The organism is Microbispora sp. H13382 (genome assembly GCF_014161445.1).
Taxonomy (GTDB): Bacteria; Actinomycetota; Actinomycetes; order Streptosporangiales; family Streptosporangiaceae; genus Microbispora.
Genome location: NZ_JABBXA010000024.1, coordinates 81670 through 106823, shown reverse-complemented (window position 1 = coordinate 106823; position 25154 = coordinate 81670). Strand labels below are relative to the sequence as shown.

The 25154-nt window shown below is 69.8% G+C and carries 25 protein-coding genes; 16 read left to right on the top strand and 9 right to left on the bottom strand.

What is annotated here, in order from left to right; translation table 11 throughout:
• Positions 1–7: 7 nt before the first annotated feature.
• Entirely contained in the window at positions 8–1018 is a 1011-nt protein-coding gene (locus tag HHX41_RS34375; protein WP_182909272.1) for a LacI family DNA-binding transcriptional regulator, read from the bottom strand.
• 291 nt (positions 1019–1309) lie between these two features.
• Between HHX41_RS34375 and HHX41_RS34370 the strand changes: the two genes are divergently transcribed.
• On the top strand, positions 1310–4144 hold the full coding sequence (locus HHX41_RS34370) for a discoidin domain-containing protein (protein ID WP_182909271.1): 2835 nt from the start codon (positions 1310–1312) through the stop codon (positions 4142–4144).
• A 69-nt stretch (positions 4145–4213) separates the two neighbouring features.
• On the opposite strand, the gene HHX41_RS34365 is transcribed toward HHX41_RS34370, so the two are convergent.
• On the bottom strand, positions 4214–5206 hold the full coding sequence (locus HHX41_RS34365; RefSeq protein WP_182909270.1) for a LacI family DNA-binding transcriptional regulator: 993 nt from the start codon (positions 5204–5206) through the stop codon (positions 4214–4216).
• Positions 5207–5337: 131 nt separating this feature from the next.
• Between HHX41_RS34365 and HHX41_RS34360 the strand changes: the two genes are divergently transcribed.
• Positions 5338–5709: a hypothetical protein gene (locus tag HHX41_RS34360; protein ID WP_169982109.1), complete on the top strand. Its 372-nt coding sequence runs from the start codon at positions 5338–5340 to the stop codon at positions 5707–5709.
• 103 nt (positions 5710–5812) lie between these two features.
• Here the strand turns inward: HHX41_RS34360 and HHX41_RS34355 are convergent, their stop codons facing one another.
• Positions 5813–6076, bottom strand: a complete 264-nt coding sequence (locus HHX41_RS34355) for a hypothetical protein (protein WP_182909269.1) — start codon at positions 6074–6076, stop codon at positions 5813–5815.
• A 380-nt stretch (positions 6077–6456) separates the two neighbouring features.
• Between HHX41_RS34355 and HHX41_RS34350 the strand changes: the two genes are divergently transcribed.
• Entirely contained in the window at positions 6457–7074 is a 618-nt protein-coding gene (locus tag HHX41_RS34350) for an LGFP repeat-containing protein (RefSeq protein ID WP_182909268.1), read from the top strand.
• 396 nt (positions 7075–7470) lie between these two features.
• Here the strand turns inward: HHX41_RS34350 and HHX41_RS34345 are convergent, their stop codons facing one another.
• The 5 genes from HHX41_RS34345 to HHX41_RS34325 form a co-directional block, all read right to left on the bottom strand.
• The gene (locus tag HHX41_RS34345; protein WP_182909267.1) at positions 7471–7716 is read right to left on the bottom strand and encodes a hypothetical protein; all 246 of its coding nucleotides are present in this window, start codon (positions 7714–7716) and stop codon (positions 7471–7473) included.
• Entirely contained in the window at positions 7709–7936 is a 228-nt protein-coding gene (locus tag HHX41_RS34340; protein WP_169982112.1) for a DUF6158 family protein, read from the bottom strand. The genes HHX41_RS34345 and HHX41_RS34340 overlap by 8 nt, the downstream gene beginning before the upstream one ends.
• Positions 7937–7947: 11 nt before the next feature.
• Positions 7948–8094 carry a hypothetical protein gene (locus HHX41_RS34335; RefSeq protein WP_169982113.1) on the bottom strand — a complete coding sequence of 49 codons (147 nt, stop codon included), beginning with the start codon at positions 8092–8094 and terminating at the stop codon, positions 7948–7950.
• Between the two features lie 130 nt (positions 8095–8224).
• Complete coding sequence (locus tag HHX41_RS34330; protein WP_169982114.1) at positions 8225–8446, bottom strand: DUF397 domain-containing protein; 222 nt, start codon at positions 8444–8446, stop codon at positions 8225–8227.
• The gene (locus tag HHX41_RS34325) at positions 8443–9294 is read right to left on the bottom strand and encodes a helix-turn-helix transcriptional regulator (protein ID WP_169982115.1); all 852 of its coding nucleotides are present in this window, start codon (positions 9292–9294) and stop codon (positions 8443–8445) included. Before HHX41_RS34325 ends, HHX41_RS34330 begins: the two co-directional genes overlap by 4 nt.
• Before the next feature lie 151 nt (positions 9295–9445).
• Here HHX41_RS34325 and HHX41_RS34320 point away from each other — a divergent pair, with 151 nt between their 5' ends.
• The 4 genes from HHX41_RS34320 (at position 9446) to HHX41_RS34305 (ending at position 14115) form a co-directional block, all read left to right on the top strand.
• Positions 9446–9889 carry an ATP-binding protein gene (locus HHX41_RS34320; protein WP_169982116.1) on the top strand — a complete coding sequence of 148 codons (444 nt, stop codon included), beginning with the start codon at positions 9446–9448 and terminating at the stop codon, positions 9887–9889.
• A 104-nt stretch (positions 9890–9993) separates the two neighbouring features.
• Positions 9994–11433 carry an MFS transporter gene (locus HHX41_RS34315; RefSeq protein WP_182909266.1) on the top strand — a complete coding sequence of 480 codons (1440 nt, stop codon included), beginning with the start codon at positions 9994–9996 and terminating at the stop codon, positions 11431–11433.
• A gap of 567 nt (positions 11434–12000) precedes the next feature.
• Positions 12001–13350, top strand: coding sequence for an MFS transporter (locus tag HHX41_RS34310; protein ID WP_182909265.1), 1350 nt, complete (start codon positions 12001–12003; stop codon positions 13348–13350).
• A gap of 51 nt (positions 13351–13401) precedes the next feature.
• Positions 13402–14115 carry an SDR family oxidoreductase gene (locus HHX41_RS34305; protein ID WP_220504669.1) on the top strand — a complete coding sequence of 238 codons (714 nt, stop codon included), beginning with the start codon at positions 13402–13404 and terminating at the stop codon, positions 14113–14115.
• Positions 14116–14132: 17 nt separating this feature from the next.
• Here the strand turns inward: HHX41_RS34305 and HHX41_RS34300 are convergent, their stop codons facing one another.
• The gene (locus tag HHX41_RS34300; protein WP_169982119.1) at positions 14133–14804 is read right to left on the bottom strand and encodes a TetR family transcriptional regulator; all 672 of its coding nucleotides are present in this window, start codon (positions 14802–14804) and stop codon (positions 14133–14135) included.
• 197 nt (positions 14805–15001) lie between these two features.
• Between HHX41_RS34300 and HHX41_RS34295 the strand changes: the two genes are divergently transcribed.
• The 9 genes from HHX41_RS34295 to HHX41_RS34255 all read left to right on the top strand — a co-directional run bounded on the left by HHX41_RS34295 (position 15002) and on the right by HHX41_RS34255 (position 25057).
• Positions 15002–15940, top strand: a complete 939-nt coding sequence (locus tag HHX41_RS34295) for a 3-carboxyethylcatechol 2,3-dioxygenase (protein ID WP_169982120.1) — start codon at positions 15002–15004, stop codon at positions 15938–15940.
• Positions 15937–16815 (top strand): alpha/beta fold hydrolase, encoded by an 879-nt coding sequence (locus HHX41_RS34290; RefSeq protein WP_182909264.1) that lies wholly within the window; start codon positions 15937–15939, stop codon positions 16813–16815. The genes HHX41_RS34295 and HHX41_RS34290 overlap by 4 nt, the downstream gene beginning before the upstream one ends.
• Entirely contained in the window at positions 16812–17588 is a 777-nt protein-coding gene (locus HHX41_RS34285; RefSeq protein ID WP_182909263.1) for a 2-keto-4-pentenoate hydratase, read from the top strand. Before HHX41_RS34290 ends, HHX41_RS34285 begins: the two co-directional genes overlap by 4 nt.
• A 4-nt stretch (positions 17589–17592) precedes the next feature.
• Positions 17593–18072, top strand: coding sequence for a nuclear transport factor 2 family protein (locus HHX41_RS34280; protein ID WP_182909262.1), 480 nt, complete (start codon positions 17593–17595; stop codon positions 18070–18072).
• Positions 18069–18794, top strand: coding sequence for an aldolase/citrate lyase family protein (locus HHX41_RS34275; RefSeq protein WP_169982124.1), 726 nt, complete (start codon positions 18069–18071; stop codon positions 18792–18794). The genes HHX41_RS34280 and HHX41_RS34275 overlap by 4 nt, the downstream gene beginning before the upstream one ends.
• The gene (locus tag HHX41_RS34270; protein ID WP_182909261.1) at positions 18791–20428 is read left to right on the top strand and encodes a bifunctional 3-(3-hydroxy-phenyl)propionate/3-hydroxycinnamic acid hydroxylase; all 1638 of its coding nucleotides are present in this window, start codon (positions 18791–18793) and stop codon (positions 20426–20428) included. The genes HHX41_RS34275 and HHX41_RS34270 overlap by 4 nt, the downstream gene beginning before the upstream one ends.
• Before the next feature lie 57 nt (positions 20429–20485).
• The gene (locus tag HHX41_RS34265; protein ID WP_182909260.1) at positions 20486–21337 is read left to right on the top strand and encodes a fumarylacetoacetate hydrolase family protein; all 852 of its coding nucleotides are present in this window, start codon (positions 20486–20488) and stop codon (positions 21335–21337) included.
• Positions 21338–21379: 42 nt separating this feature from the next.
• The gene (locus tag HHX41_RS34260; RefSeq protein WP_259401521.1) at positions 21380–22975 is read left to right on the top strand and encodes an FAD-dependent monooxygenase; all 1596 of its coding nucleotides are present in this window, start codon (positions 21380–21382) and stop codon (positions 22973–22975) included.
• 105 nt (positions 22976–23080) lie between these two features.
• A complete protein-coding gene (locus tag HHX41_RS34255; RefSeq protein WP_182909258.1) occupies positions 23081–25057 on the top strand; it encodes an NAD(P)/FAD-dependent oxidoreductase in 1977 nt (658 codons plus the stop codon).
• Positions 25058–25154: the final 97 nt, after the last annotated feature.

Sequence of the window (25154 nt, the reverse complement as noted above, 5' to 3'; positions counted from 1 at the left end):
AAGCCCGCTAGGAGCGGGGGGCGGGGGCCGTGGAGGCGCGGACCACCAGTTCGGGTTCGAACAATAGTTCGTCACCGGGGACGACGGCGGCGTCGATCTGGGCCACCAGCAGTTCGACGGCAGCCCGGCCCATCGCGTCGATGGGCTGGCGGACCGTGGTCAGCGGCGGGTCCACGCAGTTCATCAGCGCGGAGTCGTCGTAGCCGATGACGGAGACGTCCTCCGGCACCGACAGTCCCGCCCGGCGCGCCGCCCTGATGGCGCCGAGGGCGAGCACGTCGCTGGCGCAGATGATGCCGGTCACACCCCTGGCGATCATGCGCGTGGCGGCGGCGTGCCCGCCTTCCAGCGAGAACATCGTGTGCTCGACGTGATCGGGGTCCAGTTCGAGGCCGTTGGCGGCGGCGTACGCGCGGAAGGCGGCGAGCTTGCGCTGGGACGGCACGTGGTCGGGCGGGCCGAGCAGCATCGCGACGTGACGGTGCCCGAGCGCCATGAGATGGGCGAGCGCGATCTCCGCCGCGGCCACGTCGTCGCACGACACCTGCGGGAACCCGAGATACTCGACCGCCGCGTTGACGAGCACGGTCGGCAGCTTGCGTTCGAGGACCCTGCGGTAATGGCCGTGGGAGGCGTCCCCCTGGGCGTACAGACCGCCGGCGAAGACCATGCCGGACACGTGCTGCTGGAGGAGCAGGTCCACGTAGTCGGACTCGGAGACGCCACCCACGGTCCGGGTGCACAGCACGGACGTGAACCCCTGCTGCGCCAGCGCGCCTCCCACGACCTCGGCGAACGCCGGGAAGATCGGGTTCTGCAGCTCGGGGAGGACCAGGCCGACGAGGCGGCCGCGGTCGCCGCGCAGCTGGGTGGGCCGCTCGTATCCCAGCACGTCGAGCGCGGTGAGCACGGCCTCTCTGGTGGCGTCGGAGACCCCCGGCTTGCCGTTGAGCACGCGACTCACGGTCGCCTCGCTCACGCCCACCTTCTTGGCTACTTCCGCAAGCCGTCGTGTCATGGACGCAACTATACGACAGCGAGCGCAAATGTTTTCATCCGCTTGCGCATGCAGGCTGTCGGCATCTTTCGCCTCGGCCCATGGTTGTGGGGGTCTCCCCCGACTCGGTGGAGTGCTGATCTCCTGGAGCGGTGGCCCGACGTAACATGCGGGTTATCTTGCGACTTCTCGTCGCAATATTGCAGAAGGATGTCTGTCAACTTATCGTGTGGCCACTCACCTTCTTCGGAGGTGTGGCGGTTCCAGCGTCCACGCCGCATCTCCCGGATCTCGCATGCAGAAAGGATCCTCATGACAAGATCCGGAGCCGCCGTCGCGGTGGCGGGGGCGCTGATCGCCGTGGGCGGCGTGGTGGCGTTCCCCGGCACGTCGTCGGCCGCGACGTCACCGTCGCCGTTCTCCGTGCCGGGAAGAGGCGCGAGCGTGCCGTTCACGGAGATCGAGGCCGAGGCCGCCGTGACCAACGGCGAGCAGATCGGCCCGGACCGCGTCTACACCCGCCTGCCGTCCGAGGCCTCGGGCCGCCGGGCCGTGCGCCTCGACGCGCCGGGCGAGTACGTCGAGTTCACCCTGCCCAAGCCCGCCAACGCGATGACCGTGCGCTACAGCGTGCCGGACAACGCGGCGGGAACGGGCATCACGGCACCGGTCGACCTGAGGATCAACGGGACCAAGCTCAAGGACCTGCAGTTCACCTCCCGGTACGGCTGGTACTACGGCGGCTACCCGTTCGGGAACACGCCCGGCGACAAGCCGCACCACTTCTACGACGAGACCCGCACGATGTTCGGGTCCACGCTCGCGGCGGGCACCAAGGTCAGGATCCAGGTGGCCTCCACCGCGGTCGCGCCCTGGTTCGTCGTGGACCTCGCCGACTTCGAGCTCGCGCCCGACGCGATCCCCCGGCCCGCCGGGTCGCTGTCGGTCGACGACTTCGGCGCCGACCGCAACGGCACGGGCGACTCCACCGCCGCCTTCCAGGCCGCCGTCGACGCCGGCCGGGCCCAGGGCAAGGAGGTCTACATCCCGTCCGGCACCTACACCCTGTGGGACCACGTGGTCGTGGACGGCGTGACGCTGCGCGGCGCCGGGCCGTGGCACAGCGTTCTCACCGGCCGCCATCCCACCCAGCGCAACCGCGCCGTCGGCGTCTACGGCAAGTACGTCAGCGGCGGCGGGTACACCGGCGGGATCAGACCGCACGAGGCGGGCGGCCCGAGCCGGGGCGTCACCCTGCGGGACTTCGCGATCATCGGCGACATCACCGAACGCGTGGACGACGACCAGGTCAACGCCGTCGGCGGCGCGATGACCGATTCGGTGGTCGACAACCTGTGGATCCAGCACACCAAGGTCGGGGCCTGGATGGACGGCCCGATGGACGGCTTCACGTTGAAGAACAGCCGCATCCTCGACCAGACGGCCGACGGCGTGAACTTCCACACCGGCGTCACGAACTCCACGGTGACCAACACGTTCGTCCGCAACACCGGCGACGACGGCCTGGCGATGTGGCCCGACCGGATGGCCAACGTGAACAACTCGTTCACGTCCAACACCGTGGTGGCGCCGGTCCTGGCCAACAACATCGTCACGTACGGCGGCCGGGACATAAAGATCACCGACAACGTGGTGAGCGACACGGTCACCAACGGCGGCGGCATCCACGTCGCCAACCGCTACCCCGGGGTGCACTCCGGCCAGGGCACCGCGGTGGCCGGCACGATCACGGTCGCCCGCAACACGCTCATCCGAGCCGGCAACAGCGACTACAACTGGAACTTCGGCGTCGGCGCGATCTGGTTCGACGGCCTCAACGAGCCGGTCAACGCGACGATCAACGTGACCGACACCGACATGGTCGACAGCTCCTACGAGGCCATCCAGTTCATCGAGGGCAGCACCCAGACCGTCAACTTCTCGAACGTGAACGTCGACGGCACCGGGACGTACATGATCCAGGCGCAGGCGGCGGCGAAGGCGACCTTCACCAACGTCAGGGCGGCCCACATCGGCGCGGGTGTCGCCATCCACAACTGCGTCGGCACCGGCTTCGCCCCCACGTACGGCAGCGGCAACTCCGGCTGGAGCCTGGGCTCCACCGTCTGCACCGGCCAGTGGCCCGCGCCGAACTACATCTACGAGGGCGGCGACCCGAGCCCGAGCCCGTCGCCGTCCGCCTCGCCGTCCACCTCCCCCTCGCCTTCGCCCAGCCCGACGGCGTGCGCTCCCGGCAGCGGCGACCTCGCCCGGGGCAAGGCGGCCACGGCGACGAGCAGCACCCAGTCGTACGTCGCGGCCAACGCGGTCGACGGCGACGCGGGCACCTACTGGGAGTCGGCGAACAACGCCTTCCCCCAGTCGATCACGGTGGACCTGTGCGCGGTGACGCCGGTGCAGCGCGTGGTGCTCAGGCTGCCGCCGAGCGCGGCCTGGGCCACCCGCACCCAGACACTGGCGGTCCTCGGCAGCACGGACGGCACGAACTACACCACCTTGTCCGCCTCGGCGGGCCGCACGTTCGACCCCGCCACCGGGAACGCGGTGACCATCCCGTTCACCGGCGCGAACATCCGCCATGTCCGGGTGACGGTCACCGGCAACACCGGCTGGCCGGCCGGGCAGTTGTCGGCCTTCGAGGTGTACGGCACCGGAGGCGCCCCGAGCCCGTCACCGTCGCCCAGCGCTTCCCCCGGGCCGCTGCCCACGGGGAACCTCGCCGCCGGCAGGGCGATCAGTGCGAGCAGTCACGCCGACGTGTACGTCGCGGGCAACGCCGCCGACGGAAACGCCTCGACCTACTGGGAGTCGGCGAACAACGCCTTCCCCCAGACCCTGACCGTCGATCTCGGCGCGTCCGTCACGGTCGGCAGGGTGGTGCTCAGGCTGCCGCCGAGCGCGGCCTGGGCCACCCGCACCCAGACACTGGCGGTCCTCGGCAGCACGGACGGCACGAACTACACCACGTTGTCCGCCTCGGCGGGCCGCACGTTCGACCCGGCCACCGGGAACACCGTCACGGTCACCGTGCCCGCCGGCGCCCGGCGCTACCTGCGGCTCAACGTCACCGGTAACACCGGCTGGCCGGCCGCGCAGATCTCCGAGTTCGAGGCGTACGCCTCGTAACCCGGAACGGGACGCCCGGAGGAGGAGTGGACGCCTCCTCCTCCGGGCTCCGCACACAGCATGACGTGCTCAGGTGACGGGGACGCCGACGCGGCCGGTGGAGGAGCGCACGACCAGCTCCGGCTCGAACAGCAGCTCGCCCGTCGCGACGGCGGCGCCCTCGATCTGGCTGACCAGCAGCTCCACCGCGGCCCTGCCCATCGCCTCGATCGGCTGGCGCACCGTCGTCAGCGGCGGGTCCACGCAGGTCATGAGCGCGGAGTCGTCGTACCCGACGACGGACACGTCCGCAGGCACGCGTCTGCCGGCCCGCCGCGCCGCGCGGATGGCCCCGAGGGCCAGCGGGTCGCTGCCGCAGATGATGCCGGTGACGTCCTGCCGCACGAGCTTCAGCGCCGCCGCGTGGCCGCCCTCCAGCGAGTGCATGGTGTGCTCGACCAGCTCGCCGCCCGCGGCGCGGAACGCCTCCAGCTTCCGAACGGACGGCATGTGGTCGGCGGGACCGACGACGAGACCGATCCGCTGGTGACCGAGCGCGCGCAGGTGGCCGAGCGCCTGCTCCACCGCGATCGTGTCGTCGCAGGAGACGCGGGGGAAGTCCCAGTGATCGGCGGCCGCGTTGACCAGCACGGTGGGCAGCCGCCGCTCGACCAGCCGCACGTAGTGCTCGTGGACGACGCCGTTCTGCGTGTAGAGCCCCCCGGCGAACACCACGCCGGACACCTGCTGCTGCAACAGCAGGTCCACGTAGTCGGCCTCGGAGATCCCGCCGACCGTACGCGTGCACAGCACCGGAGTGAACCCCTGCTGGGCCAGCGCCCCGCCGACAACCTCGGCGAACGCCGGGAAGATGGGGTTTTGCAGCTCGGGCAGGACGAGCCCGACCAGCCGGGCGCGCTCACCGCGCAACTGCGTGGGCCGCTCGTACCCGAGCACGTCGAGAGCCGTGAGAACGGCCTCCCGGGTGGCCTCGGAGACCCCGGCCTTGCCGTTGAGGACGCGACTCACCGTGGCCTCGCTGACCCCGACCTTCTTCGCAACCTCCGCAAGCCGTCGCGTCATGGCCGCAAGCATACGACGCGGAGCAACTGGGCCAGGGATGATCAGCCGCACGGGGTGCAAGCGGCCTGAAAGCACGGTGAAAGAGGCGATTCCTAGTGTCTGGCGCGTCAGAGATCACTCAGGAAGGCATCATGAACATCCTCAGGAACAGCCTCGCCGTCGTCGCGGTGTCCGCCCTTCTCGGCCTGACCGCCGCCTGCAGCGGGAGCCAGACGGCCGTCTGCGAGGAGGCGACCAAGGCGTTCACCGACTACAGCGCCAAGGCCGCCGGCGCGGCCGGCGACATCAAGGGCCTCAACGCCGCGACCGGCGACCTGGCCGCGCAGCTCAAGGACCTGTCCGGCAAGGCTGACGGCGACCTGAAGGTGGCGCTCGCCGGCATGGCCGACTCGTGGGCGTCCTTCAAGATCGACCTGTCGGACCCGGCCGCCGCGACCAAGCTCGCGGAGTTCGGGCAGAAGGCCACCCAGGCGACGCAGCAGCTCGCCTCCGCCTGCTCCTGACCTCCGGCCCGCCCCGCCGTCGGCGCGAAGCGCCGGGGCGGGCGGGTGCGGAGGCCGGCGTAGGACCGTGCCCTGTACCACCGCGCCCGCGATGGCCGCCGGTTCACAGCACCCTGCCACGTCCGGCGGCGCGGGCGTAGTCGCGCAGGGACACGCCGATTGCCTGCCGCTGACGCAGGAACTCCTCGACGACGCTCTCGACCGCGTCCGAGTAGGTGACGTGCCAGTGCCCCAGCCCGTGCAGACCGCTCTCGACGCAGGCGACGTTCTCACTGGACAGCGTGTCACGCATGACCCCGAGCAGCACCTCGTCGATCCTGTGCGCGACGGGGTCACCCGGCCTGCCCAGGTGGGAAAGACGTCCCACCACATGTAGCAGATGCTGTTCAGAGGGTTTTCCACTGAGTAGCCGTTACCGCCATGACTCAACGCGTTCTGACAAAGAGGTTCGAACAACCGGGCGTTGACCAGGACCGCCAGCGGTGCCGGGGCGGGGGCGTGGCGAATCGGCGGTCCTGCGGTACTCCCGCCCGACGGCACCCGACGGCAGGGAGCCGGTTCTCGACCCGCTACCGCCACTGGCCGTTCCATCGCTGCTAAAGCCCCGCCGAGTGACCTGAGCCACCCGCCCGGCGCGCGACGTCGCCGGGGAGGCTCGTGCAAGCGACTTGCAACATCGGTAACCCCACTGAAAGCGGTCCGACGTACACCAAAGGTGGCACCCGATACCAGAAAGGACCACTTGCGATGACACGCACCACCCGCGCCCTCCTCGGCCTCGCCACCGCTCTCGGAACGGTCGCCACGACCGTCGCGGTCAGCACCTCCACCGCGAACGCCGCGACCTGCGACCCGTCCCTCGTGGCGCCGGCCGGCAGCCTCATCGGCGACCTGTGGCGCTCCAACGGCGGAGAGACAAGCGTCTACGGCTGCCCGGTCACCAAGGAGTACGGCTACGCCGACAAGCGCGGCTCCTACCAGGAGTTCCGCAACGGCAAGATCGTGTGGTCCCCCGGCCTCGGCAACGGCGCCCTGGTCCGCGCTTACTACGCAGGCGGCAAGGCAGTCTTTCGCTGGAGCGGCCTCGGCCGCGACTGGGACTTCTTCCAGGTCCGCTGGAGCACCACCGCCGGCGGCCAAACCACCCAGGTGAAGGTCGGCAGGCTGACCCCGTGGAGCGGCGTCTATTCGGTGCACCCCACGTGTTACTGGAGCAAGGAGGATGGTGAAAACATCTGCGTCACCACCAACGGCCACGGGGGATACGTCAAGGCCTCCTTCATCGTCCAGGGCTGCGACCGCGGCACTTTCGGCTCCGACTGCGGCCCCTGGAGCATCCCTACCTCCGTCAAGGTCCCCCTCTAACGACTCGTCTCAAGCCACCCAGGCGCCCGGGCGATGACCGAGGCGCTGGGTCGCCCCTGAGGGATGGCAGGACTGCGAGACGCTGTTGTCCACGCTCGCCCTGGCCGCTGACGACCCGGCCGCGAGCTCCGCGACCATCCCGGCCGGAGCGCCCGCTCACCCTTGAGCGCGTCCCTCTCCGACAAGCCAAGCCGGGGGCGGCGTCAACGAGCCAAGCAGGCTCTCGAGCGCGCAGCCTGGACAAGCCGAAGCAGGCTGATGGGCCCGTGACACACCCTCGCCGCCGAGACACCCCTCTCTTGCGCGCCCAACGTGCTCCCGCCCGGACGCAGCGCCGTTCTGCAACGTCCCTGCGCGGCGGAGCCGGAGCACGTTCGTCCGCGCCAGGCCCCGCCGTCAGTACTCGAGCCCCCAGTCGTGGTCGCCGAGGACATAGGCGCCGCCCTTGGGCAGCAGCCTGCCGCCTTCGGCCAGCCTGTCGAGGCACCGCCGTACGGTGTCCTCGGGGAGGCCGGTCATCCCGGCGACCTCGGCGGCGGTCGCCGGTTGTTCCTTCACGTTCAGGGCGGCGGCGGCCTCGTAGACCGTCATCTCCGCCGTCGACATCTCCTGGGCGTCTTCCAGGCTCTTCTTGTCAGGCACTCCGCTGTCTCGCCCCCTCACGCAGCCGCTCCGGATCGACCTGCCGGTCCGGGTAGCGTGCGAGGTACTCGCCCTCCAGCTCCTGCGTCCGCGAGGTGTGGCGCTCCAGCGCGTCGTCCGACCCGTGGAAGAACGTCTCCGACCGGGTCTCGTGCAGGTGGCGCAACTCGCGGATCAGGTCCTCGTCGCCCAGGTCCCGCGGGTCGACTCCCATGGTCATGACGTCCTCCCTCACACCTCTGTCGGCTTGTCCCAGCGCTCGTCCGGGTTCTTGTCGTCGGGCTCCGCGTTGGGCGGGTCCGTGGCGGACGGGGCGAACTCTCCGGCGATGTCCGGCTCGTCCTCGGTATCGATGTATCGGTCGTCTTCCTTTCGCATGCCAGGTCTCCTGCCCGATGAAGCGCCCGCCATACCGGTCCGGCCGCACCGGACCGTCCCCGGAACGCCGTACGGCCCGCCCCTCGCGGCAGGTGCGCGACGAGGGGCGGGCCGTACGGGGACGAAGGCCTCAGGACAGATCGAACTCCCCGCCCTTCACCCCCTCAATGAACGCCTCCCACTCGCCGGGAGTGAACATCAACCGCGATCCCTGGGGATCCTTCGAGTCGCGTACGGCGACGCCGTCACGCAGACGCGCCACCTCCACGCATTGGTTTCCAACGGTGTTCGAGCGCGCCGCCTTGCGCCAGACCGCGCAGGCCAGGTCGTCCGCCGGTACGAGTCCCCTCATCGTCCTGCCATCTCCTTCTCGACCGAAATGATCATTTCCATGGACTTCTCCGGGCCGAGCGCGGCGGCACGAAGATGATCGAAGACCTGGGCGTACTCGCGGATCTCCGCCGAACCCTCCAGATAGAGTTCGCCGCTCATGTTCTCCAGCAGCACCACGTCGGCGTCGCCGGGATCGGGGAAGGCAAGGATCGCCATCGAGTTGCCCATGCCGAGGTAGGCGCCCGCGTCGAAGGGCAGCACCTGCACGGTGACGTTCGGCTGCAGGGCCCTGTCCCGCAGCGTGCGCAGCTGCTCGGCCATCACCGGCGGGCCGCCCACCGGCCGGCGCAGCGCCGCCTCGTCGAGGACGGCCCACAACTCCATGGCGCCGGGCCCGGTCAGGCGCCGCTGGCGCTCCATCCGGGCCGCCGCGCGCCGTTCGATCTCCGCCGGGTCCTTGACGAGGGCGGCGCCGATGGCCGCGCGGGCGTAGTCCTCGGTCTGCAGCAGCCCGGGCACCAGCAGCGGCTCGTAGTTGCGCACCGACGACGCCTCGGCCTCCATGCCGACGTACGGCCCGGGCAGGACGTCGTCGTAGGCGCGCCACCATCCGCGCCGGCCGGCGTCCCTGGCCAGCGCGATCAGCGCCTCCCGCGCGGAGCCCTCGACACCGTAGAGGTCGAGCAGGTCGCGGATGGTCCGGGTGTGCGGGCGGGAGTGGCCGGCCTCGATCCGGTACACGGTGGAGACCGCCACGCCGAGCCGCCGTGCCACCTCCTCGCGGACGAACCCGGATTCACGCCGTAGACGCGTCAGCTCGCCGGAAAGCCGGCGGAGCCGGACCGTAGGGCCGCCTACTCCCCTCATGAGCCGAACTCTCCCTTTCGTCGCAAAAGGAAACTATGCAATCGTGCATTCGCCATATTGCGTAGCCGTTTTGCAAAGTGCAGGATGAACGAAGTCTTGCACGGACCTCGAATCGCCATCCGCAGACGGGTGCACAGGGAGTTATCACGGGATGACAATTCTCAACCTCTCGGGGAGAATCGCGATCTCACGCCCCTTCTCGGGAGCCCCCTCCCAGGTGCGGGCCGCCCGGCGGTTCGTGGCGAGCCGTCTCGGTGACGACCACCCCTGCCGTGACGACGCCGTGCAACTGATCGGCGAGCTGGTCGCGGAGTCCCTACGGCACGCCGTCTCCTGCGGGCGCCCTCCGGGGTATGGCGTGTCGGTCCTGGTCACGCCCGCCGCGGCCCGCGTCACGTTGTCCACCCAGGGCTGCGGGTGCTGGACGTCCCCCGAGCTGACGCCGGGCCGCGGCGTCCATCTCGTGGACCTGTTCACCCGGCGCTGGGGCGTGTCGGCCAGCCGCACGGGAGTCTGCGTGTGGTTCGAGCTCGGGCACGACGCCCCCGTGCCGCCGCCCAGGGGCGTGGAGAGCGAGGGGACGAGGACGGCGTGAACTCCGGTTCGCACCGCCCACGGCCGGGACCGGTGAGAAGCAGAACGAATTTCTGGCCCGATACGGGGTAGACGGGCGCCATATCTTCCGAAGAAGGGGACGATATGGCGCAAATAAGCACCGACATTCCCGCGCGGCTGGATCGGCTCCCCTGGGCCCGCTGGCACTGGCTCGTGCTCATCGGGCTTGGCACCGTCTGGATCCTCGACGGACTCGAAGTGACCATCGTCGGGGTGATCGGGCCCCGGATCACGGATCCGGACAGCGGGCTGGGACTCACCGACAGCGAGGTCGGTATCGCCGCCGGCGTGTACGTCGCGGGAGCCTGTCTCGGCGCTCTCTTCTTCGGCCACCTGACGGACCGGTTCGGGCGCAAGAAGCTCTTCCTGGCGACCCTCGCCCTCTACCTGGCCGCCACCGTGGCCACGGCCTTCTCGCACGACGCCTGGTACTTCTACCTGTGCCGGTTCTTCACCGGCGCCGGCATCGGGGGCGAGTACGCCGCGATCAACTCGGCGATCGACGAGCTCATCCCGGCCCGCGTACGCGGCACGGTCGACCTGGTGGTGAACGGCTCCTTCTGGCTGGGCACCGCGCTCGGCGCGCTCATCGCGATCCCGGCCCTCGACACCGGCCTGCTGCCGGCCGATCTCGGCTGGCGCCTGCTGTTCGGCCTCGGCGCCGTCCTCGGCGTGGGGATCCTGCTGGTCCGCCGTACGGTGCCGGAGAGCCCACGCTGGCTGTTCATCCACGGCCGCGAACGCGAGGCCGAGGAGATCGTCACGGAGATCGAGACGAAGGTCCGCGAGGAGAGCGGCAAGACGCTCGAACCGGCTCACGGGGAGATCAGGATCACCCAGCGGGAGCGCACCCCGCTGACGGAGGTGGCGGCGACGCTGCTGCGCCGCTATCCCAAGCGCACGACCGTCGGCCTGTCGCTGTTCGTCGGCCAGGCGTTCCTCTACAACTCGATCTTCTTCACGTATGCGCTGGTGCTGTCGACGTTCTTCAAGGTGCCGGACGGCACCACTCCGTGGTATCTCATCCCGATCGCCATCGGGAACTTCCTCGGCCCGGTCCTGCTCGGCCGGTTCTTCGACACGATCGGCCGCCGGACGATGATCGCGGGCACCTACGTGCTGTCCGGCCTGCTCCTGCTGGGCACTGCCGCACTGTTCAACGCGCACGTGCTGACCCCGATGACACTCACGGCCTGCTGGATGGTGGTGTTCTTCTTCGCCTCGGCGGGGGCGAGCAGCGCCTACCTGACGGTCTCGGAGATCTTCCCGATGGAGACCAGGGCCCTGGCGATCGCGCTGTTCTACGCGGTCGGCACCGGGCTCGGCGGCATCATCGGCCCCGTGCTGTTCGGCCGCCTGGTGGAGAGCGGGGTCGTCGGCAACGTCGTGGTCGGCTACGTCATCGGCGCGGTCCTGATGATGGCGGCCGGGCTGGTGCAGTGGTTCATGGGCGTGGAGGCGGCCCGGCGCTCGCTGGAGGACATCGCCGCCCCGCTCAGCTCCGAGCAGCACCAGATGGTCTGACTGCGATCACGCGGCCGGACCTCTTCGCCCGTCCGCATGCCCCGGAGGAGACGCCCGGCCGGCAGAGGCGCCGATCCGCGCGATGGACGGCACGGGTCAGGACGGCACGGGTCAGGACGGCACGGGTCAGGACGTCGCCGGGCGCACGCTCCACGTCTCCGGCACAGGCACCTGCCCTCGGCAGGTGCCTGTGCCCGTTCTGGCGCCACTCCCGCCAGCCTCTGCCCCGGGTAAACTCTGGCGGTCGCGGCGCCAGGGCGGTCGCTCCCCCGCTACGGCCTCCCCCGCTACGGCCGTCAACGCCCCGACGCGCAGGTGGAGGCGGTCGCCACATGAACGCCCGGCTCTTCGCCTGAACCGGGCGAGCCGTGGATCATCGCCGGGTTCGACCCCCGGCCCCGCGATGCGGGATGGGCTCACTCGCCCGGCAACACAACCCGTTGACGCCACTTGTGAGGTTCGTTACTGTTCCGACCAGAATCACGATTCTAGATCCTTAATTCTAGAGTTCTTCCTCCGGGTGCCCCTCAAGCGGCACCCGATCCCATCTCAGGGAGGAGAAGGGGAATGGCAGCGGTAGGAGTCTTCGACACCCTGAAGACCAGGAAGATGTCGGCGATGCAATGGTGGGTGGTCGCCACCGGTCTCTTCCTCGTGCTGATGGACGGCTATGACATCTCGCTGACGTCGTTCGCGTCGCCCTACATCGCCGACGACTTCGGGATCACCTCCAAGGAACTCGGCATGGCGATGTCGGGCGCCCTGGTCGGTCTGTTCATCGGAGCGGTCGCGCTCGCACCTCTCGGCGACAGGATCGGCCGCCGGGCCACCGGCCTTCTCGGGGCCTACATCGTGGCGATCGGCATGGCGATCTCCACCTTCGCCGACGGTGTCGCGTTACTCGCTCTCGGCCGCATCGTGACGGGCGCGGGGATCGGGACCCTCATCGCCGTCGTGGCGGTTCTCTTCTCCGAGTACGTCAACGCCCGCGTCTATCCGATCGTCATGACCGGGTACGCCGCCGGTATCCCCATCGGAACGTTCCTCGGTTCGACCTTCGTCGGCCCGATGCTGCACGAGCACGGGTGGCGTTTCGCCTTCGGCATCGGCTTGGGCGGCGCGCTCCTCAGCATCGTCCTCGTTCACCTGCTGCTGCCCGAGTCCCTCGCCTACATCGCCTCCTCCCGCAAGCGCGGCGCGATCGAGCGCTTCAACAGGCTTCTCGGCCGCATGGGTCTCGAGTCCGTGAGCGCCCTCCCCCAGGAGGAGCGCCTCACCAGGACGAGGGCCCCGTTCGCCGAGGTCCTCAGGGGCAGGCTCCTGCGCAACACGATGCTGTCGAGCCTCGCCTACTTCCTTTTCATGGTCGGCTTCTACTTCACGACGAACTGGGCCGCCAAGTACATGGCCGACGTCACGCACGACCGAGGCGCGGCCGCCGGCACCATGTCGTGGTACGGCATCGGCGGAGTGATCGGCGTCCTCGTCTTCGGTGCCGTCATCGCCCGGCGCAACCTCTACCGGATGACCGCGATCGTCATCGTCCTCGGCGGTGTCCTCCTCGTCGTCTTCGGCCAGGCGGCGACCGTTCAGACGCTTCCCTTCCTCGCCATCGCCGCCACCTCGTTCTTCCTGAGCGCCTCGACGACAGGCTTCTACGCCGCCGTGCCTCTGCTCTACCCGGAGAAGGTCCGCTCGACCGGCTACGGACTGGTGATGGGAGTGGGGCGCATCGGCGGCATCATCGCCCCGACCCTCGGCGGCGCCTTCTTCGACGCCGGGGTGGCACCACGCCTGACCTTCACGCTGTTCGCGCTGCCACTCGTCCTCTCGGCCATCGTGCTGCTGTTCCTGCACGGCCACGTGCGGCGCGTCAGCACCGGCGTCGAGCCGGCGACGGCACTGAACGCGGCCTGAGGGACGGCCTGAGACACACCGAACACGACATCTCGCACCAGGAGGATCACCTTGATCGGGGGAAAGAAGGCCGCGCTGGTCATCGCCGCGAGCAGCGGCATCGGTGCGGCGACGGCCCGCGAGCTCGCGACGCGCGGTCACCGCGTCGCGGTGATGGCCCGCGGGGAGGCGCTGGAGGACCTCGCCGGCGAGATCGGCGGCCTGGCCGTCCGCGGGGACTACACGGCACGGGGAACGATCGAGTCCGCCGTGGAGCGGGTGACCGGTGAATGGGGACGTCTCGACGTCGTCGTGAACAGTGCCGGTCATGGGCCGAAGGGCACTCTCGAAGAGCTCACGGACGAGCAACTGGCCCTCGGCTTCGACCTGTATTTCTACAACGTGGTGCGCGCCTGCAAGGCGGCGCTCCCCGTCATGCGGTCCCAGGGGGGCGGTGCGATCGTCAACATCTCCAGCGCCGCCCCCACCGAGCCCTCGCCTCGGTTCCCGACGTCCATGGTGGCGCGGGCCGCGATGACGACCTGGGTCAAGCTGTGGTCCGCCGAGGTGGCCGCGGACGGGATCAGGGTCAACAACGTCCTGCCCGGATACACCGTGGCCGACCCGGCGACGGTCCCGAGCGATTGGGTCGCGAACATCCCGATGCGACGCCCGGCCAGCTATGCCGAGATCGCGCGTACCGTGGCATTTCTGGCGTCGGACGACGCCGCGTACATCACGGGCCAGAACGTACGTGTCGACGGAGGCGTGACCCGGAGCGTCTGACTCCTGCCGGCGGCTGATCAGCCGGCGGCGGTGGAGACGGATTTGCGCTCGCGCGCGAGATTCACATACCGGTCGACCAGTCCTTCGAGTGCCAGGGCGGCGAGGTCGGCGTACTCGGCGAAATCAATGCGAATGGCCGAGTTGGCGTGCACATAAAAGCCGTCGGTGAGGGCGAGACTGAGCACCGCCAACTTCTCCGGCAATTCGGGAAACGCCTCGACCACGTCCGGAGGCAGCGAATCCGCGAGATGCCTGACATTGATCTCGAACATCTTGGACCGGATTCTTATATACGTCCGGCGGACCTCGCTGTCTTCACCGAGGCCGCCGAGACGCTTGTCGAGGGCCAGAATCATCGCGACCTTCAACAACGCCTCTTCGCGGGAGTAACCGCCGGGGTCCTCGCGGACCTGGCCGGCGATGCCGCGCGTCACCTTGTCGCGGACCGCGATAGGGCCTGAGTGGATCTTGATCCATTCGGCGTAGCTGTGCTCGAGCAGTTCGACGAAGAGCTGCTCCTTGTTCTTGAAGTGCCAGTACACCGAGCCGATGGGCAGGCCCGACTCCGCGCTGACGTCCGCCATCGTCGTGCCCTCGTAACCCCGCTCGACGGCGAGGCGCAGCGCCGCCTGAAGGATCTGCTCCTTGGAGTTCTCGGATCTCGCCCGCCGTGAAGTGCCTTGCGCCATAGGGGGAGTGTACGCGAGGCCAGGGCCGCCACATGGTCCTCCCCGGGCCCCCGCTTCCCGCTCCCGCACCCGTGGGCCACACCGCCCCCGGCATGGGCGAGGAGGAGTCCGACGAGGCGACACCGGGCCTTGCAACAGCGTCAACCTGCTAGTACGTTGATTCTGGAACCGCGATTCTAGTGAGGGGGCGAGGACCCGTGAGCTTCGCGTTGGCGGCAATGAGCCATGCTCCGACCCTGGGCAGGGTCGATCCCGGCGGGACGATCTACGAAGAGATCCTCGATGCGATCGAAGGCGTCAAGGAGTTCGTGGCCGAGTTCGATCCGGAGGTGGTGGTCTCGTTCGGCCCCGACCATTTCAATGGCGTGCTGTACGAAATGATGCCGTCGTTCTGCATCGGCGCTCAGGCCGAGGGAATCGGGGACTGGGGAACGCGGCACGGGCCTCTTCCCGTCGACTCGGAAACCGCGCGACGTCTTCACGCCGGCGTACTGGCCCAGGGCATCGACGTGCCACGCTCGGAGCGGTTGAAAGTCGACCACGGAATGCTTCAGTCGATGGAGTTCATCTTCGGCAAGGAATTCACCAAACCCTTTGTGCCGATCTTCGTGAACTGTGTGGGCCTTCCGCTGGGCCCCATGGGGCGGATCCGCCTCTTCGGTGAGGCGGTGGGCAGGACGGCGGAACAGCTCGGCAAGCGGGTGCTCTTCCTCGCCTCGGGAGGCCTGTCCCACGACCCGCCGATCGCGGTTTTCGACACCGCCCCCGAGCCGGTGCGTCAGCGGCTGACGAGCGCCGTCGTCACCCCCGAGCAGCGCGCCGAGCGCGAGGCCATGATCATGCGGGCCGCGCACGCGCACGCCCGGGGCGAGGGCGACTGCAAGCCGGTCAACGAGGCCTTCGACCGCGAGATCCTGCGCGTCCTGGGATCGAACGATCTGGCCCAGGCCGACGAGTGGCGGGGCGACTGGATCACGCGCGAGGGCGGATCCGGGGCGCAGGAGGTGCGCACGTGGCTGGCCGCGTTCTCGGCGCTGTCGGCCCTCGGCGAGTACAAGACGGTGAACGAGGGCTACTGGTCCTCCGTCCCCTGGGGTGCCGGCTTCGGCGTGGTCACGGCGAGGTCGCTCGCATGACGATCCGCGACGTTCACCACCGGACCCTGTGGGCACAGATCGCCGATCTGCCCCACGTCCTGGAGTTCCCCGAGATCGGGGGGATCCGCACCCGCGTGCTCCGCATGGGCCGGGGCGACCAGACCATCCTCATGCTCGCCGGTACGAGCGGGCACATCGAGGCCTACACGCACAACCTGCGCGCGCTCGGCGAGCACTACCAGATCATCGCGTACGACTACCCGGGCCACGGCTACTCGACGCTGGTGAAGGGCACGCTCGAGATCGCCGACTACGTCGAGCACCTGCTCGCGCTCATGGACCACTACGGCCTGGACAAGCCCCACCTGTGCGGGGAGTCCCTCGGCGGCTGGATCGCCCTCAAGGTGGCGCGGCGGCACCCCGAGCGCTTCGCCTCCCTGATCCTGAGCGCGCCCGGCGGGCGCATGATCCCGGCCGACCGGATGGCGCGGGCCCAGAGCATGTCGCGCCGGTCGGTCGAGGACCCCTCCTGGGAGAACGTCAAGGCACGCCTCAACGTCGTCATCCACGACGCCGAGGCGATCAGCGACGAACTCGTCGCGGTGCGCCAGGCCATCTACGCCCAGCCCGGGTTCATCGACTCGATGAACGCGATCCTCGCCCTGCAGGATCCCGAGATCAGGCGGCGCAACAGCGTCACGGACGCCGACTACGAGAACCAGCCGCTGCCGGCCTTGCTGGTCTGGACCGACCACGAGCCGTCGGGCGACCCCGGCGTGGGGCGCGCCCTGGCCGAGAAGATGCCGCACGGCCGGTTCGTGCTCGTCGAGGGCGCCGCCCACTGGCCGCAGTGGGAGGAACCCGAGCAGTTCAACGCGGCGGTCCTCCGATTCCTCCGGGAGCAGGCGTCATGAGCGGGGTTCTCGACACGGTGACCGACCTCCTCTGGGAGGCGAACGTCAACCGGACCCGCATGCCGTTCGTCCGCGAGTTCATCGCCGACGACGACGTCGACTCGGCGTACGAGATCCAGCGCCGGATCGTCCAGCGCAAGATCGCTTCGGGACGGACCCGCGTCGGGCGCAAGGTCGGTCTCACCAACCCCCTGGTCCAGGCCAAGGCGGGCGTGCACGAGCCCGACTACGGGACGATCATGAACGACATGGTCTTCCACGACGGAGTCGTGTTCGACCCGAAGGACTACGTCAAGCCGAAGATCGAGGCCGAGGTCGCCTTCGCCCTCAAGAAGGACCTGCACGCCTGGGACATCCCCACGATCGAGGATGCGATCGACTACATCGCGCCGGCGTTCGAGCTGGTCGACTGCCACTACGAGAACTACGGCATGAAGATCGTCGACACGATCGCCGACAACGCCGCCTGCGCCGGGATCATCCTGGGCGCCAGACAGCCCTACGGGAAGGTGGACCTCCGGGACGTCCGCCTGTCCCTCACCCGGGACGGCGTGGAGATCACCTCCGGCGTCGGCAGCAACGTCATGGGCGACCCGATCAACGCCATCGCCTGGCTGGCCCGCACCGCCTGCGAGCAGGACGTCCCGTTGCAGGCCGGCGAGCTTCTCCTGCCCGGCTCGATCGGTCTGATCATGGATTTCGATTTCGGGCCGCTCTACCGGGCCGACATCACCGGCGTGGGGTCCGTGACCGCGCGCTTCGCCGAGGAGTGAACTGATGACCAGTGTGAGCACCGAGGACCGCCTGGCCGTGATGGCGCTGCTCGCCGAGCACGCCTACCGCAACGACCACGGCCTGACCGACACCCTCTGGGAGCTGTACGGCGAGAAGTGCCGCTCCGAGGGGCCGATGGGCACCATGGTCGGTCGCGACGCCATCAGGCAGTGGGGCATCCGGCGCCTGGGCAACCCCAGCAAGGTCCGCCACGTGCTGAGCAACATCCGCGTGTTCTGGAGCGAGGGACGCCTGTGCGCCACCTCCTACTACGTGGCCTTCCGCGACACCCACGCCAACGCGGCGACCCCCGCGAGCGTGGGCGAGTATCACGACACCTTCGAGAAGGTGGGCGACGAGTGGCTGCTCGCCGAGCGGCGTGTCGTGCCGGTGTTCACCAACGCCGACGCGCCGAGGCCCGTGGTCGCGAGCCCCGTGGATGCGAGCCCCGTGGTCGCCGGCACGGAGGATGAGGGCAGGTGAGCGCGCCCGCGTTCCTGCACCTGAGCGTCGGATCGCAGCTGATCGCCGAGCACGCGGTGGCCGGCGGGTTCACCGGCGTGGTCGTGGACATGCAGCACGGTGAGCACGACCTCGGCTCGGCGACCCGGATCATCCGCTCGGTGCCCGGCTCCCTGAGCCGCACGCTGGTGCGGGTGCCGGGCATCGACTCGGGCGTCATCGGCGCAGTCCTCGACGCGGGCGCGGGAGGGATCATCGCCCCCTGCGTCGAGAGCGCCGAGCAGGCCCGCGCCCTGGTGGCCGCGACGAAGTTCGCGCCGGTCGGAGCCAGGAGCCTCGGTCCGCAGCGCCCCGGGCTCTACCAGGGGCCGGACATGTGCGCCTCGGCCAACGCGAGCGTGCGCGCGTACGTCCAGATCGAGTCGGCCCTCGGGGTCGAGCGGCGACGCGAGATCCTCACCGTCGCCGGCCTCGACGGTGTCTACATCGGCCCCGCCGACCTGGCCCTCACGATGGGCCACCCGCCGCGTCTGGACTGGGAGGACGGCCCGGTCAAGGACGCCATCGACCTCGTCGTCGCCGCCGCCCGCGAGGCCGGCGTCGACGTCGGCATCTTCTGCGTCTCGGGCGAGTACGCCCGCCGCATGACCGGCTCCGGGCAGGCCGACTTCGTCGGGCTCGGCAGCGACGTGGGCCTCGTGGCCCGGGCAACACAGCTTCTTATCGGGAGTTATCGAGCATGAGTGCCGCTGATTACCAGGTCGTCATCGTCGGGGCCGGCCCGACGGGCCTGACGCTGTCCAACCTGCTCGGGCGTTACGGCGTGCGAACGCTGATCATCGAGCGGCTCCACGATCTCATCGACTACCCGCGTGCGATCGGCATCGACGACGAGGCCCTGCGCTCGATGCAGGCCATCGACCTCGTCGACAAGGTCCTCCCGCACACCGTCCCGCACCACATGGTGCGGGCGGTCAACGCCCAGGGCAAGGTCATCGCCGAGATGGCGCCGCAGACCGACGAGTTCGGCTGGTCGCGCCGCAACGGCTTCATCCAGCCCCTCGTCGACCGGGCGCTGCTCACCGGTCTCGACCGCTTCCCGCACGTCGACGTGCGGCTCGGACACGAGCTCCTCAAGATCGAGCAGACCGCCGAGCAGGTCGTCTGCACGATCCAGGACGTCGACTCCGGCGAGGTCACCCGGGTCACGGCCGAATACATGGTCGGCGCGGAGGGTGGCCGCTCGTTCACCAGGGATTGGCTGGGCGCCAACTTCGAGGGCGTCACGCTGCCCGACCGCTGCCTCGTCATCGACGTCGCCGACGACCCGCTCGGCACCCCGAACGCGATCTTCGGAGCCGATCCCGTACGAAGCTGGGCCACCTTCGGGCTGCCGCACGGCATCCGCCGCTGGGAGTTCATGCTCGGCGACGACGAGGACAACGAGCTGGCCGAGTCGGACGCCTTCGTGCGCGGCCTGCTCGCCGACCACGTGCGCAGCCCCGAACGGCTCAACATCATCCGCAGGCGGGTTTACACCCACAACGCGCGGATCGCCTCGGCCTTCCGTCGTGGCCGCGTCTTCATCGCGGGCGACGCGGCGCACGTCATGCCCGTGAACGCCGGCCAGGGCTGGAACTCCTGCATCCGCGACGCCGTGAACCTCGGCTGGAAGCTCGCCGCGGTGCTGGAGGGCACCTCGTCGCCCGCGCTGCTCGACACCTACGAGATCGAGCGCCGTGACCACGTGCGCGGCATGGTCGAACTGTCGGTCGGCATGGGCAAGGCCTTCGCCTCCCGCGGCCGGCTGCGCGAGGTGGCCCGCACCGTCGTCGGGACCGCGGTCGACTATCTCCCGCCGGTGAAGCGCTACGTCGCCTCGATGCGCTTCAAGCCGATGCCGACCTACACCCGCGGCGCCGTGGTGCGGACCGAGGTCCACAAGTCGAGGTCGATCCTCCCGGCGCACGGCGTGAACCGCTCGGCGGGCAGGCTGTTCATCCAGCCGAAGGTGTCCGCGCCCGACGGAGCGGTGAAACTGCTCGACGACGTCATCGGCCTGCGGTGGGCCGTCCTGACCTGGAACAACGACCCGCGCCGGATCCTGTCCGAGAAGTCCGTCGAGGCGCTCGAACGTCTCGGTGCGGCCTTCGTCCAGGTGGTGCCCGAGGTGCAGCGCGAGTGGACGGCCGCCAACGCCTCCCCTGGCGTCACGGTCATCGGCGACGCCCTGGGCCGGGTCAAGAAGTGGTTCGACGACAAGCCCTACTCGGTTCTCTTCCTCCGCCCCGACCGCGTGATCGCGGCCGAGTGCCTGGCCGTCGAGGCCGACCCGACCACAGAGAAGCTGCTCGACGCCATTTCGTACGTGGCCTGACGCGCGTCCCCCGCGGATCGCCTCTCTCATCACCAACGCCCCACCGAAGGAACACCCATGCACCACGCCAGCTTCTCCGCCCCCGACGGATCGCCCACCTGGGGAGTGATCGTCGCAGGGACCGCCTACGACCTCGGCCCCTCCGGGCTCGGCCTCGCGGCCGATCTGCGCGACGCCGTGGTCTCGGGCGTCTTCGGCCAGGTCGGGGACCGCTACCTGGACGCGCCGGCTCGGCCGGAGGCCGAGATCGAGTTCCTCCCTGCGATCACCAACCCGTCGAAGATCATCTGCATCGGCGTCAACTACCGCAGCCACCAGCAGGAGACGGGCCGCACCGAGCAGAAGGCCCCCACGGTCTTCACCCGCTTCGCGGACACCCAGATCGGTCACCTGCGGCCCGCGCTGATGCCCGCGTCGACCACCCAGTTCGACTACGAGGGCGAGCTGGCGCTGGTGATCGGCAAGGAGGCCTTCCACGTCGGTGAGGCCGACGCCTGGGACCACATCGCCGGATACGCCGTCTACAACGACTTCACCGCCCGTGACTGGCAGCGCGCCACGAGCCAGTGGATCCCGGGCAAGAACTTCCCGGGAACGGGCGCGTTCGGGCCCTATCTCGTGTCCGCCGCGGACCTCGGGAACGTCGACGAGCTCGTGCTGGAGACGAGGGTCAACGGCGACGTGCGCCAGAAGGCCTCCGTCGGAGACCTGTACTTCGGCATCCCCGAGCTGATCGCGCACGTCACGGGGTTCACCCGGCTGGCTCCCGGCGACGTGGTCGTCACCGGCACGCCGGGCGGGGTCGGCATGTTCATGGACCCGCAGGGCCTGCTCTCCGAGGGCGACGTGGTCGAGGTGGAGATCACCGGTCTCGGAGTCCTGCGCAACACCGTCCGGCGCGAGCGCTGAGGCCAGTCGACCCGGAATCCAGCGTCGGAAGGTAGACAGTCGATGCACCCTGTCATGGACACCGATGTCCTGATCGTCGGGGCCGGGCCCACCGGGCTGACCGCCGCAGCCCTCCTCGCCGACCACGGCGTGCGCGTCGTGGTCGTGGAGAAGAACCCGGGCACCTGCGACGAGCCGCGGGCGATCAGCGTCGCGGACGAGACACTGCGGGTGATGCAGCAGATCGGCATCATGGACCGGCTGAGGCCGGAGACGCTGCTGGACACCGGAGCGCGTTATTTCGGCCGGGACGGGCGGCTGCTGGCCGAGGTCCGCCCGGCGAGCTCCCGGCTCGGGCAGCCGGGCAAATCCCAGTTCGACCAGCCGGTGCTGGAGGAGCTGCTGCTCGACGCCGTCCGCGGGCGCGACCGTGTCACGCTCCGCTTCGAGACGGAGGCCTTCTCCGTGCGGGACGCCGGCGACCACGTGGAGACGACGGTCCTGGGCCCGCAGGGCAGGACGGTCGTGCGATCCAGATGGCTCATCGCCTGCGACGGCGGGCGCAGTCCCGTCAGGTGCCAGCTGGGCATTCCGATGGAGGGCTCCACGCAGGTCGAGGAGTGGATCGTCGTCGACCTGCTGGGCACCGGCGAGCACGAGAGGTTCGCCGAGTTCCACTGCAACGGCACCCGGCCCGCCGTGGTCGTCCCGGGCGTCAAGGGACGCTGCCGGTTCGAGTTCATGCTCCTGCCCGGTGAGACCGCCGAGCAGGTGACCACCCCCGACATGGTGGCGACGCTCGTCGAGCCGTACCTGCACCGCCGCATCGCCCCCGAGGACATCCGGCGGGCGAGGGTCTACGTCGCGCACCAGCGCGTCGCGCTGCGCTACCGCCAGGGCCGCGTTCTGCTCGCCGGCGACGCCGCCCACATGATGCCGCCGTTCGCGGGACAGGGGATGAACGCCGGCATCCGCGACGCCGCCAACCTCGCCTGGAAGATCGCCGCCGCCGTCCACGGCACCGGGACGGACGCGCTGGTAGCGACGTACGAGACCGAGCGGCGCCCCCACGCCGAGCAGATGGTCAAGCTGTCGCGGCGGATCGGGCAGATCGTCATGAGCACGGATGCGAAGGTCACCCTGACGCGCGACCTGCTGCTGCGCGGCACCGGTCTGGTGCCGTCGCTGAAGAGCTGGATCACGGCGATGAAGTTCCTCAGGCAGCCGCACTTCACCGGCGGCTGCGTCGCCCCGGTCCCCGGCGGGCTGCCCAAGCCCGTCGCCGGCGTCGTCGGCCGTGCCCTCTCCCAGCCGGCGGTCCTCCTGCCCGGGGGCGAGACCGCACCGCTGGACACGGTGCTCGGCACGGGGTGGAACGCGCTGCGGTTCACCGCGGGCGCGGGCATCGAGGTCGTCCCCCTCGACGCGACCCCCGGCGCGACCCCCGGCGCGGCGGACGGCCGGATCGTCGTGGCGGACCGCTCCCGCTCCTTCGCCGAGCCGGTGACGCTCCTCGTCCGCCCCGACCGGTACGTGGCGGCCGCCGCACCCGCCGGCCGGGAGTCCGAGGCGTTCGCGGCCCTCGGGGAATACGTCCCGTGGCTCTCCGACGCCTGGCGACGTCACCAGGAGCGGCTCCAGCCCCCGATCCCGAGCTGACCGTCCCGAGCTGACCGTCCCGCGCTGACCCCGCCCCGCCCCCGCCCCGGAAAGGGCGCCGGTCCGGCCTCCCCTGACCTCCTCCCACCCACCGAAGGACTCACCATGGACCAGGCTGCCGTCGACCGGGTCACCGCACCGGTGCCCGACCACGCCGAGTGGAGCGACGAGAGACTCGAAAGCGCGGTCGCGACCGCCGACCTTCCCGCCCTCCTCACCACGCTGGCGCAGATCCTGGACGACGACGCGTTCATCGATCCCGCCCTGCGCCCCGACTCGGTGATCCCGCCTGCGGGGGCCCTTCACCAAGGCGGCCTCGACGAGGAGCGGCAGCGGTGGGCGCGCGCTCTCTGCCTCGACGGGCTGCGACGTTTCCGCGACTCGGGGTTCGCGACGGGCCCCGAGCCGGATCCGGCCCGGCTCACCCGGCTGCTGGACTTCATCTCCCACGGGGCGGACGAGTCCTACCTTCCCCTGCTGGCGCACGAACTCGACATCCCACACGACAGCGGCGCGCCCGGCTGGGTGCTGAAGGACCTCGATCCCGAGCGCGACTTCCGCGTCGCCGTCATCGGCGCCGGTCTGTCCGGGCTCGTCGCCGCCCACCGGCTGAGGCAGGCCGGGGTGGAGGTCGTGGTCTTCGACAAGAACCCGGACGTCGGCGGGACCTGGTACGAGAACACCTATCCGGGTTGCCGGCTCGACACGCACAACTACGCCTACAGCTACTCGTTCGCGCAGAAGCCGGACTGGCCGTGCTACTTCTCGAGCCGAGAGTCCATCCAGGCCTACCTCGTGAAGTTCGCCGAGGACGCGGGCCTCGCCCCGCACCTGCGGCTCTCGACGCATGTCGTCGCGCTCGGCTTCCAGGAGCCGGACGCGAACTGGCGGGTGCGATACCGCACAGGCGACGGGGCGGAGGCCACCGAGGTCTTCGACGCAGTCGTCAGCGCCGTGGGGCAGCTCAACCAGCCGCTGGTACCGAGGTTCGAGGGCCAGGAGCTTTTCCGGGGCGAGACCTGGCACACCGCACGGTGGCGTCACGACGTGGACCTGACGGGTCTGCGCGTGGGCGTCATCGGCACCGGCGCGTCCGGCTTCCAGGTCGTCCCGGCGATCGCCGAGCAGGTGGAGCACCTGACCGTCTTCCAGCGCAACCCTCCCTGGACGCTGCCGACCCCGCGGTACGTGGACGAGATCGAGGAGGAGCTCATCTGGCTCTTCCGCAATGTGCCGTACTACGCGCAGTGGTACCGGTTCTTCCAGTTCTGGACGTCGGTGGAGGGGCGTCGCCGCTTCGCCGAGGTCGATCCCGAGTGGACCAAGGAGGGCTCGGTCTCCGCGCAGAACGAGGTCCTGCGCGTGGCCCTGACCGAGCATCTCGCCGCGCAGTACGCCGACCGGCCGGACCTGCTCGACCGGGTGATCCCGACATACCCGCCGGGCGCGAAGCGGTTGCTGCGGGACAACGGGAGCTGGGCCCGGACCCTCAAGCGGGACGACGTCGCCCTCGTGACGGACCGGATCCGGGAGTTCACGGCGAACGGGATCCGCACCGAGGACGGAACCCTGCACGAGCTCGACGTCATCGTCTACAGCACCGGCTTCAGCGCCTCGGAGTTCCTGTCGACGATGCGGGTCACCGGCACCGGGAAGCGGGACCTCCAGGACTTCTGGGACGGCGACGCGCGGGCGTATCTCGGCGTCACCATCCCGCACTTCCCCAACCTGTTCCTCCTCTACGGCCCCAACACGAACCACGTCCTGAACGGGAGCACCGTGCTGTTCACGGAGCTCTCCATGGAATACATCGTCAAGGTCGTCGAGAGGCTGGTGCGCGACGGCGACGCGGCCCTCGACTGCCGCGAGGACGCCTACCTGAGCTACAACGACGCCGTCGACGCCGAGAACAAGCGAGTGGTCTGGGGCGCGGCCGAGGTCAGCAGCTGGTACAAGAACAGCAGGGGACGCGTGTCGCAGTGCTGGCCGTTCCCGCTGCTCGCCTACTGGAACGCGACCCGCGAGGTCGACCCCGAGGCGTACCGCAGGGTCCCACGTCCCGGACCGCGCACATCGGCGTGAGCCCGACAGGACATCGCACCCGGGAAGCGTGACTCGCCGGTGCGAGGCGGCAGGCCGGATGGCACACGCCCCTCTTGGGTATCAACCCCCACAGATG

What these genes read in the sequence shown, in the direction of transcription:
- HHX41_RS34290 (WP_182909264.1), top strand. Translation starts at nt 15,937, where the DNA reads ATGACGATCCGCGACGTTCACCACCGGACCCTGTGGGCACAGATCGCC.
- HHX41_RS34335 (WP_169982113.1), bottom strand. Translation starts at nt 8,094, where the DNA reads ATGCGAAAGGAAGACGACCGATACATCGATACCGAGGACGAGCCGGAC.
- HHX41_RS34365 (WP_182909270.1), bottom strand. Translation starts at nt 5,206, where the DNA reads ATGACGCGACGGCTTGCGGAGGTTGCGAAGAAGGTCGGGGTCAGCGAG.
- HHX41_RS34350 (WP_182909268.1), top strand. Translation starts at nt 6,457, where the DNA reads ATGACACGCACCACCCGCGCCCTCCTCGGCCTCGCCACCGCTCTCGGA.
- HHX41_RS34315 (WP_182909266.1), top strand. Translation starts at nt 9,994, where the DNA reads ATGGCGCAAATAAGCACCGACATTCCCGCGCGGCTGGATCGGCTCCCC.
- HHX41_RS34270 (WP_182909261.1), top strand. Translation starts at nt 18,791, where the DNA reads ATGAGTGCCGCTGATTACCAGGTCGTCATCGTCGGGGCCGGCCCGACG.
- HHX41_RS34255 (WP_182909258.1), top strand. Translation starts at nt 23,081, where the DNA reads ATGGACCAGGCTGCCGTCGACCGGGTCACCGCACCGGTGCCCGACCAC.
- HHX41_RS34360 (WP_169982109.1), top strand. Translation starts at nt 5,338, where the DNA reads ATGAACATCCTCAGGAACAGCCTCGCCGTCGTCGCGGTGTCCGCCCTT.
- HHX41_RS34340 (WP_169982112.1), bottom strand. Translation starts at nt 7,936, where the DNA reads ATGACCATGGGAGTCGACCCGCGGGACCTGGGCGACGAGGACCTGATC.
- HHX41_RS34320 (WP_169982116.1), top strand. Translation starts at nt 9,446, where the DNA reads ATGACAATTCTCAACCTCTCGGGGAGAATCGCGATCTCACGCCCCTTC.
- HHX41_RS34325 (WP_169982115.1), bottom strand. Translation starts at nt 9,294, where the DNA reads ATGAGGGGAGTAGGCGGCCCTACGGTCCGGCTCCGCCGGCTTTCCGGC.
- HHX41_RS34330 (WP_169982114.1), bottom strand. Translation starts at nt 8,446, where the DNA reads ATGAGGGGACTCGTACCGGCGGACGACCTGGCCTGCGCGGTCTGGCGC.
- HHX41_RS34280 (WP_182909262.1), top strand. Translation starts at nt 17,593, where the DNA reads ATGACCAGTGTGAGCACCGAGGACCGCCTGGCCGTGATGGCGCTGCTC.
- HHX41_RS34310 (WP_182909265.1), top strand. Translation starts at nt 12,001, where the DNA reads ATGGCAGCGGTAGGAGTCTTCGACACCCTGAAGACCAGGAAGATGTCG.
- HHX41_RS34265 (WP_182909260.1), top strand. Translation starts at nt 20,486, where the DNA reads ATGCACCACGCCAGCTTCTCCGCCCCCGACGGATCGCCCACCTGGGGA.
- HHX41_RS34260 (WP_259401521.1), top strand. Translation starts at nt 21,380, where the DNA reads ATGCACCCTGTCATGGACACCGATGTCCTGATCGTCGGGGCCGGGCCC.
- HHX41_RS34285 (WP_182909263.1), top strand. Translation starts at nt 16,812, where the DNA reads ATGAGCGGGGTTCTCGACACGGTGACCGACCTCCTCTGGGAGGCGAAC.
- HHX41_RS34370 (WP_182909271.1), top strand. Translation starts at nt 1,310, where the DNA reads ATGACAAGATCCGGAGCCGCCGTCGCGGTGGCGGGGGCGCTGATCGCC.
- HHX41_RS34300 (WP_169982119.1), bottom strand. Translation starts at nt 14,804, where the DNA reads ATGGCGCAAGGCACTTCACGGCGGGCGAGATCCGAGAACTCCAAGGAG.
- HHX41_RS34375 (WP_182909272.1), bottom strand. Translation starts at nt 1,018, where the DNA reads ATGACACGACGGCTTGCGGAAGTAGCCAAGAAGGTGGGCGTGAGCGAG.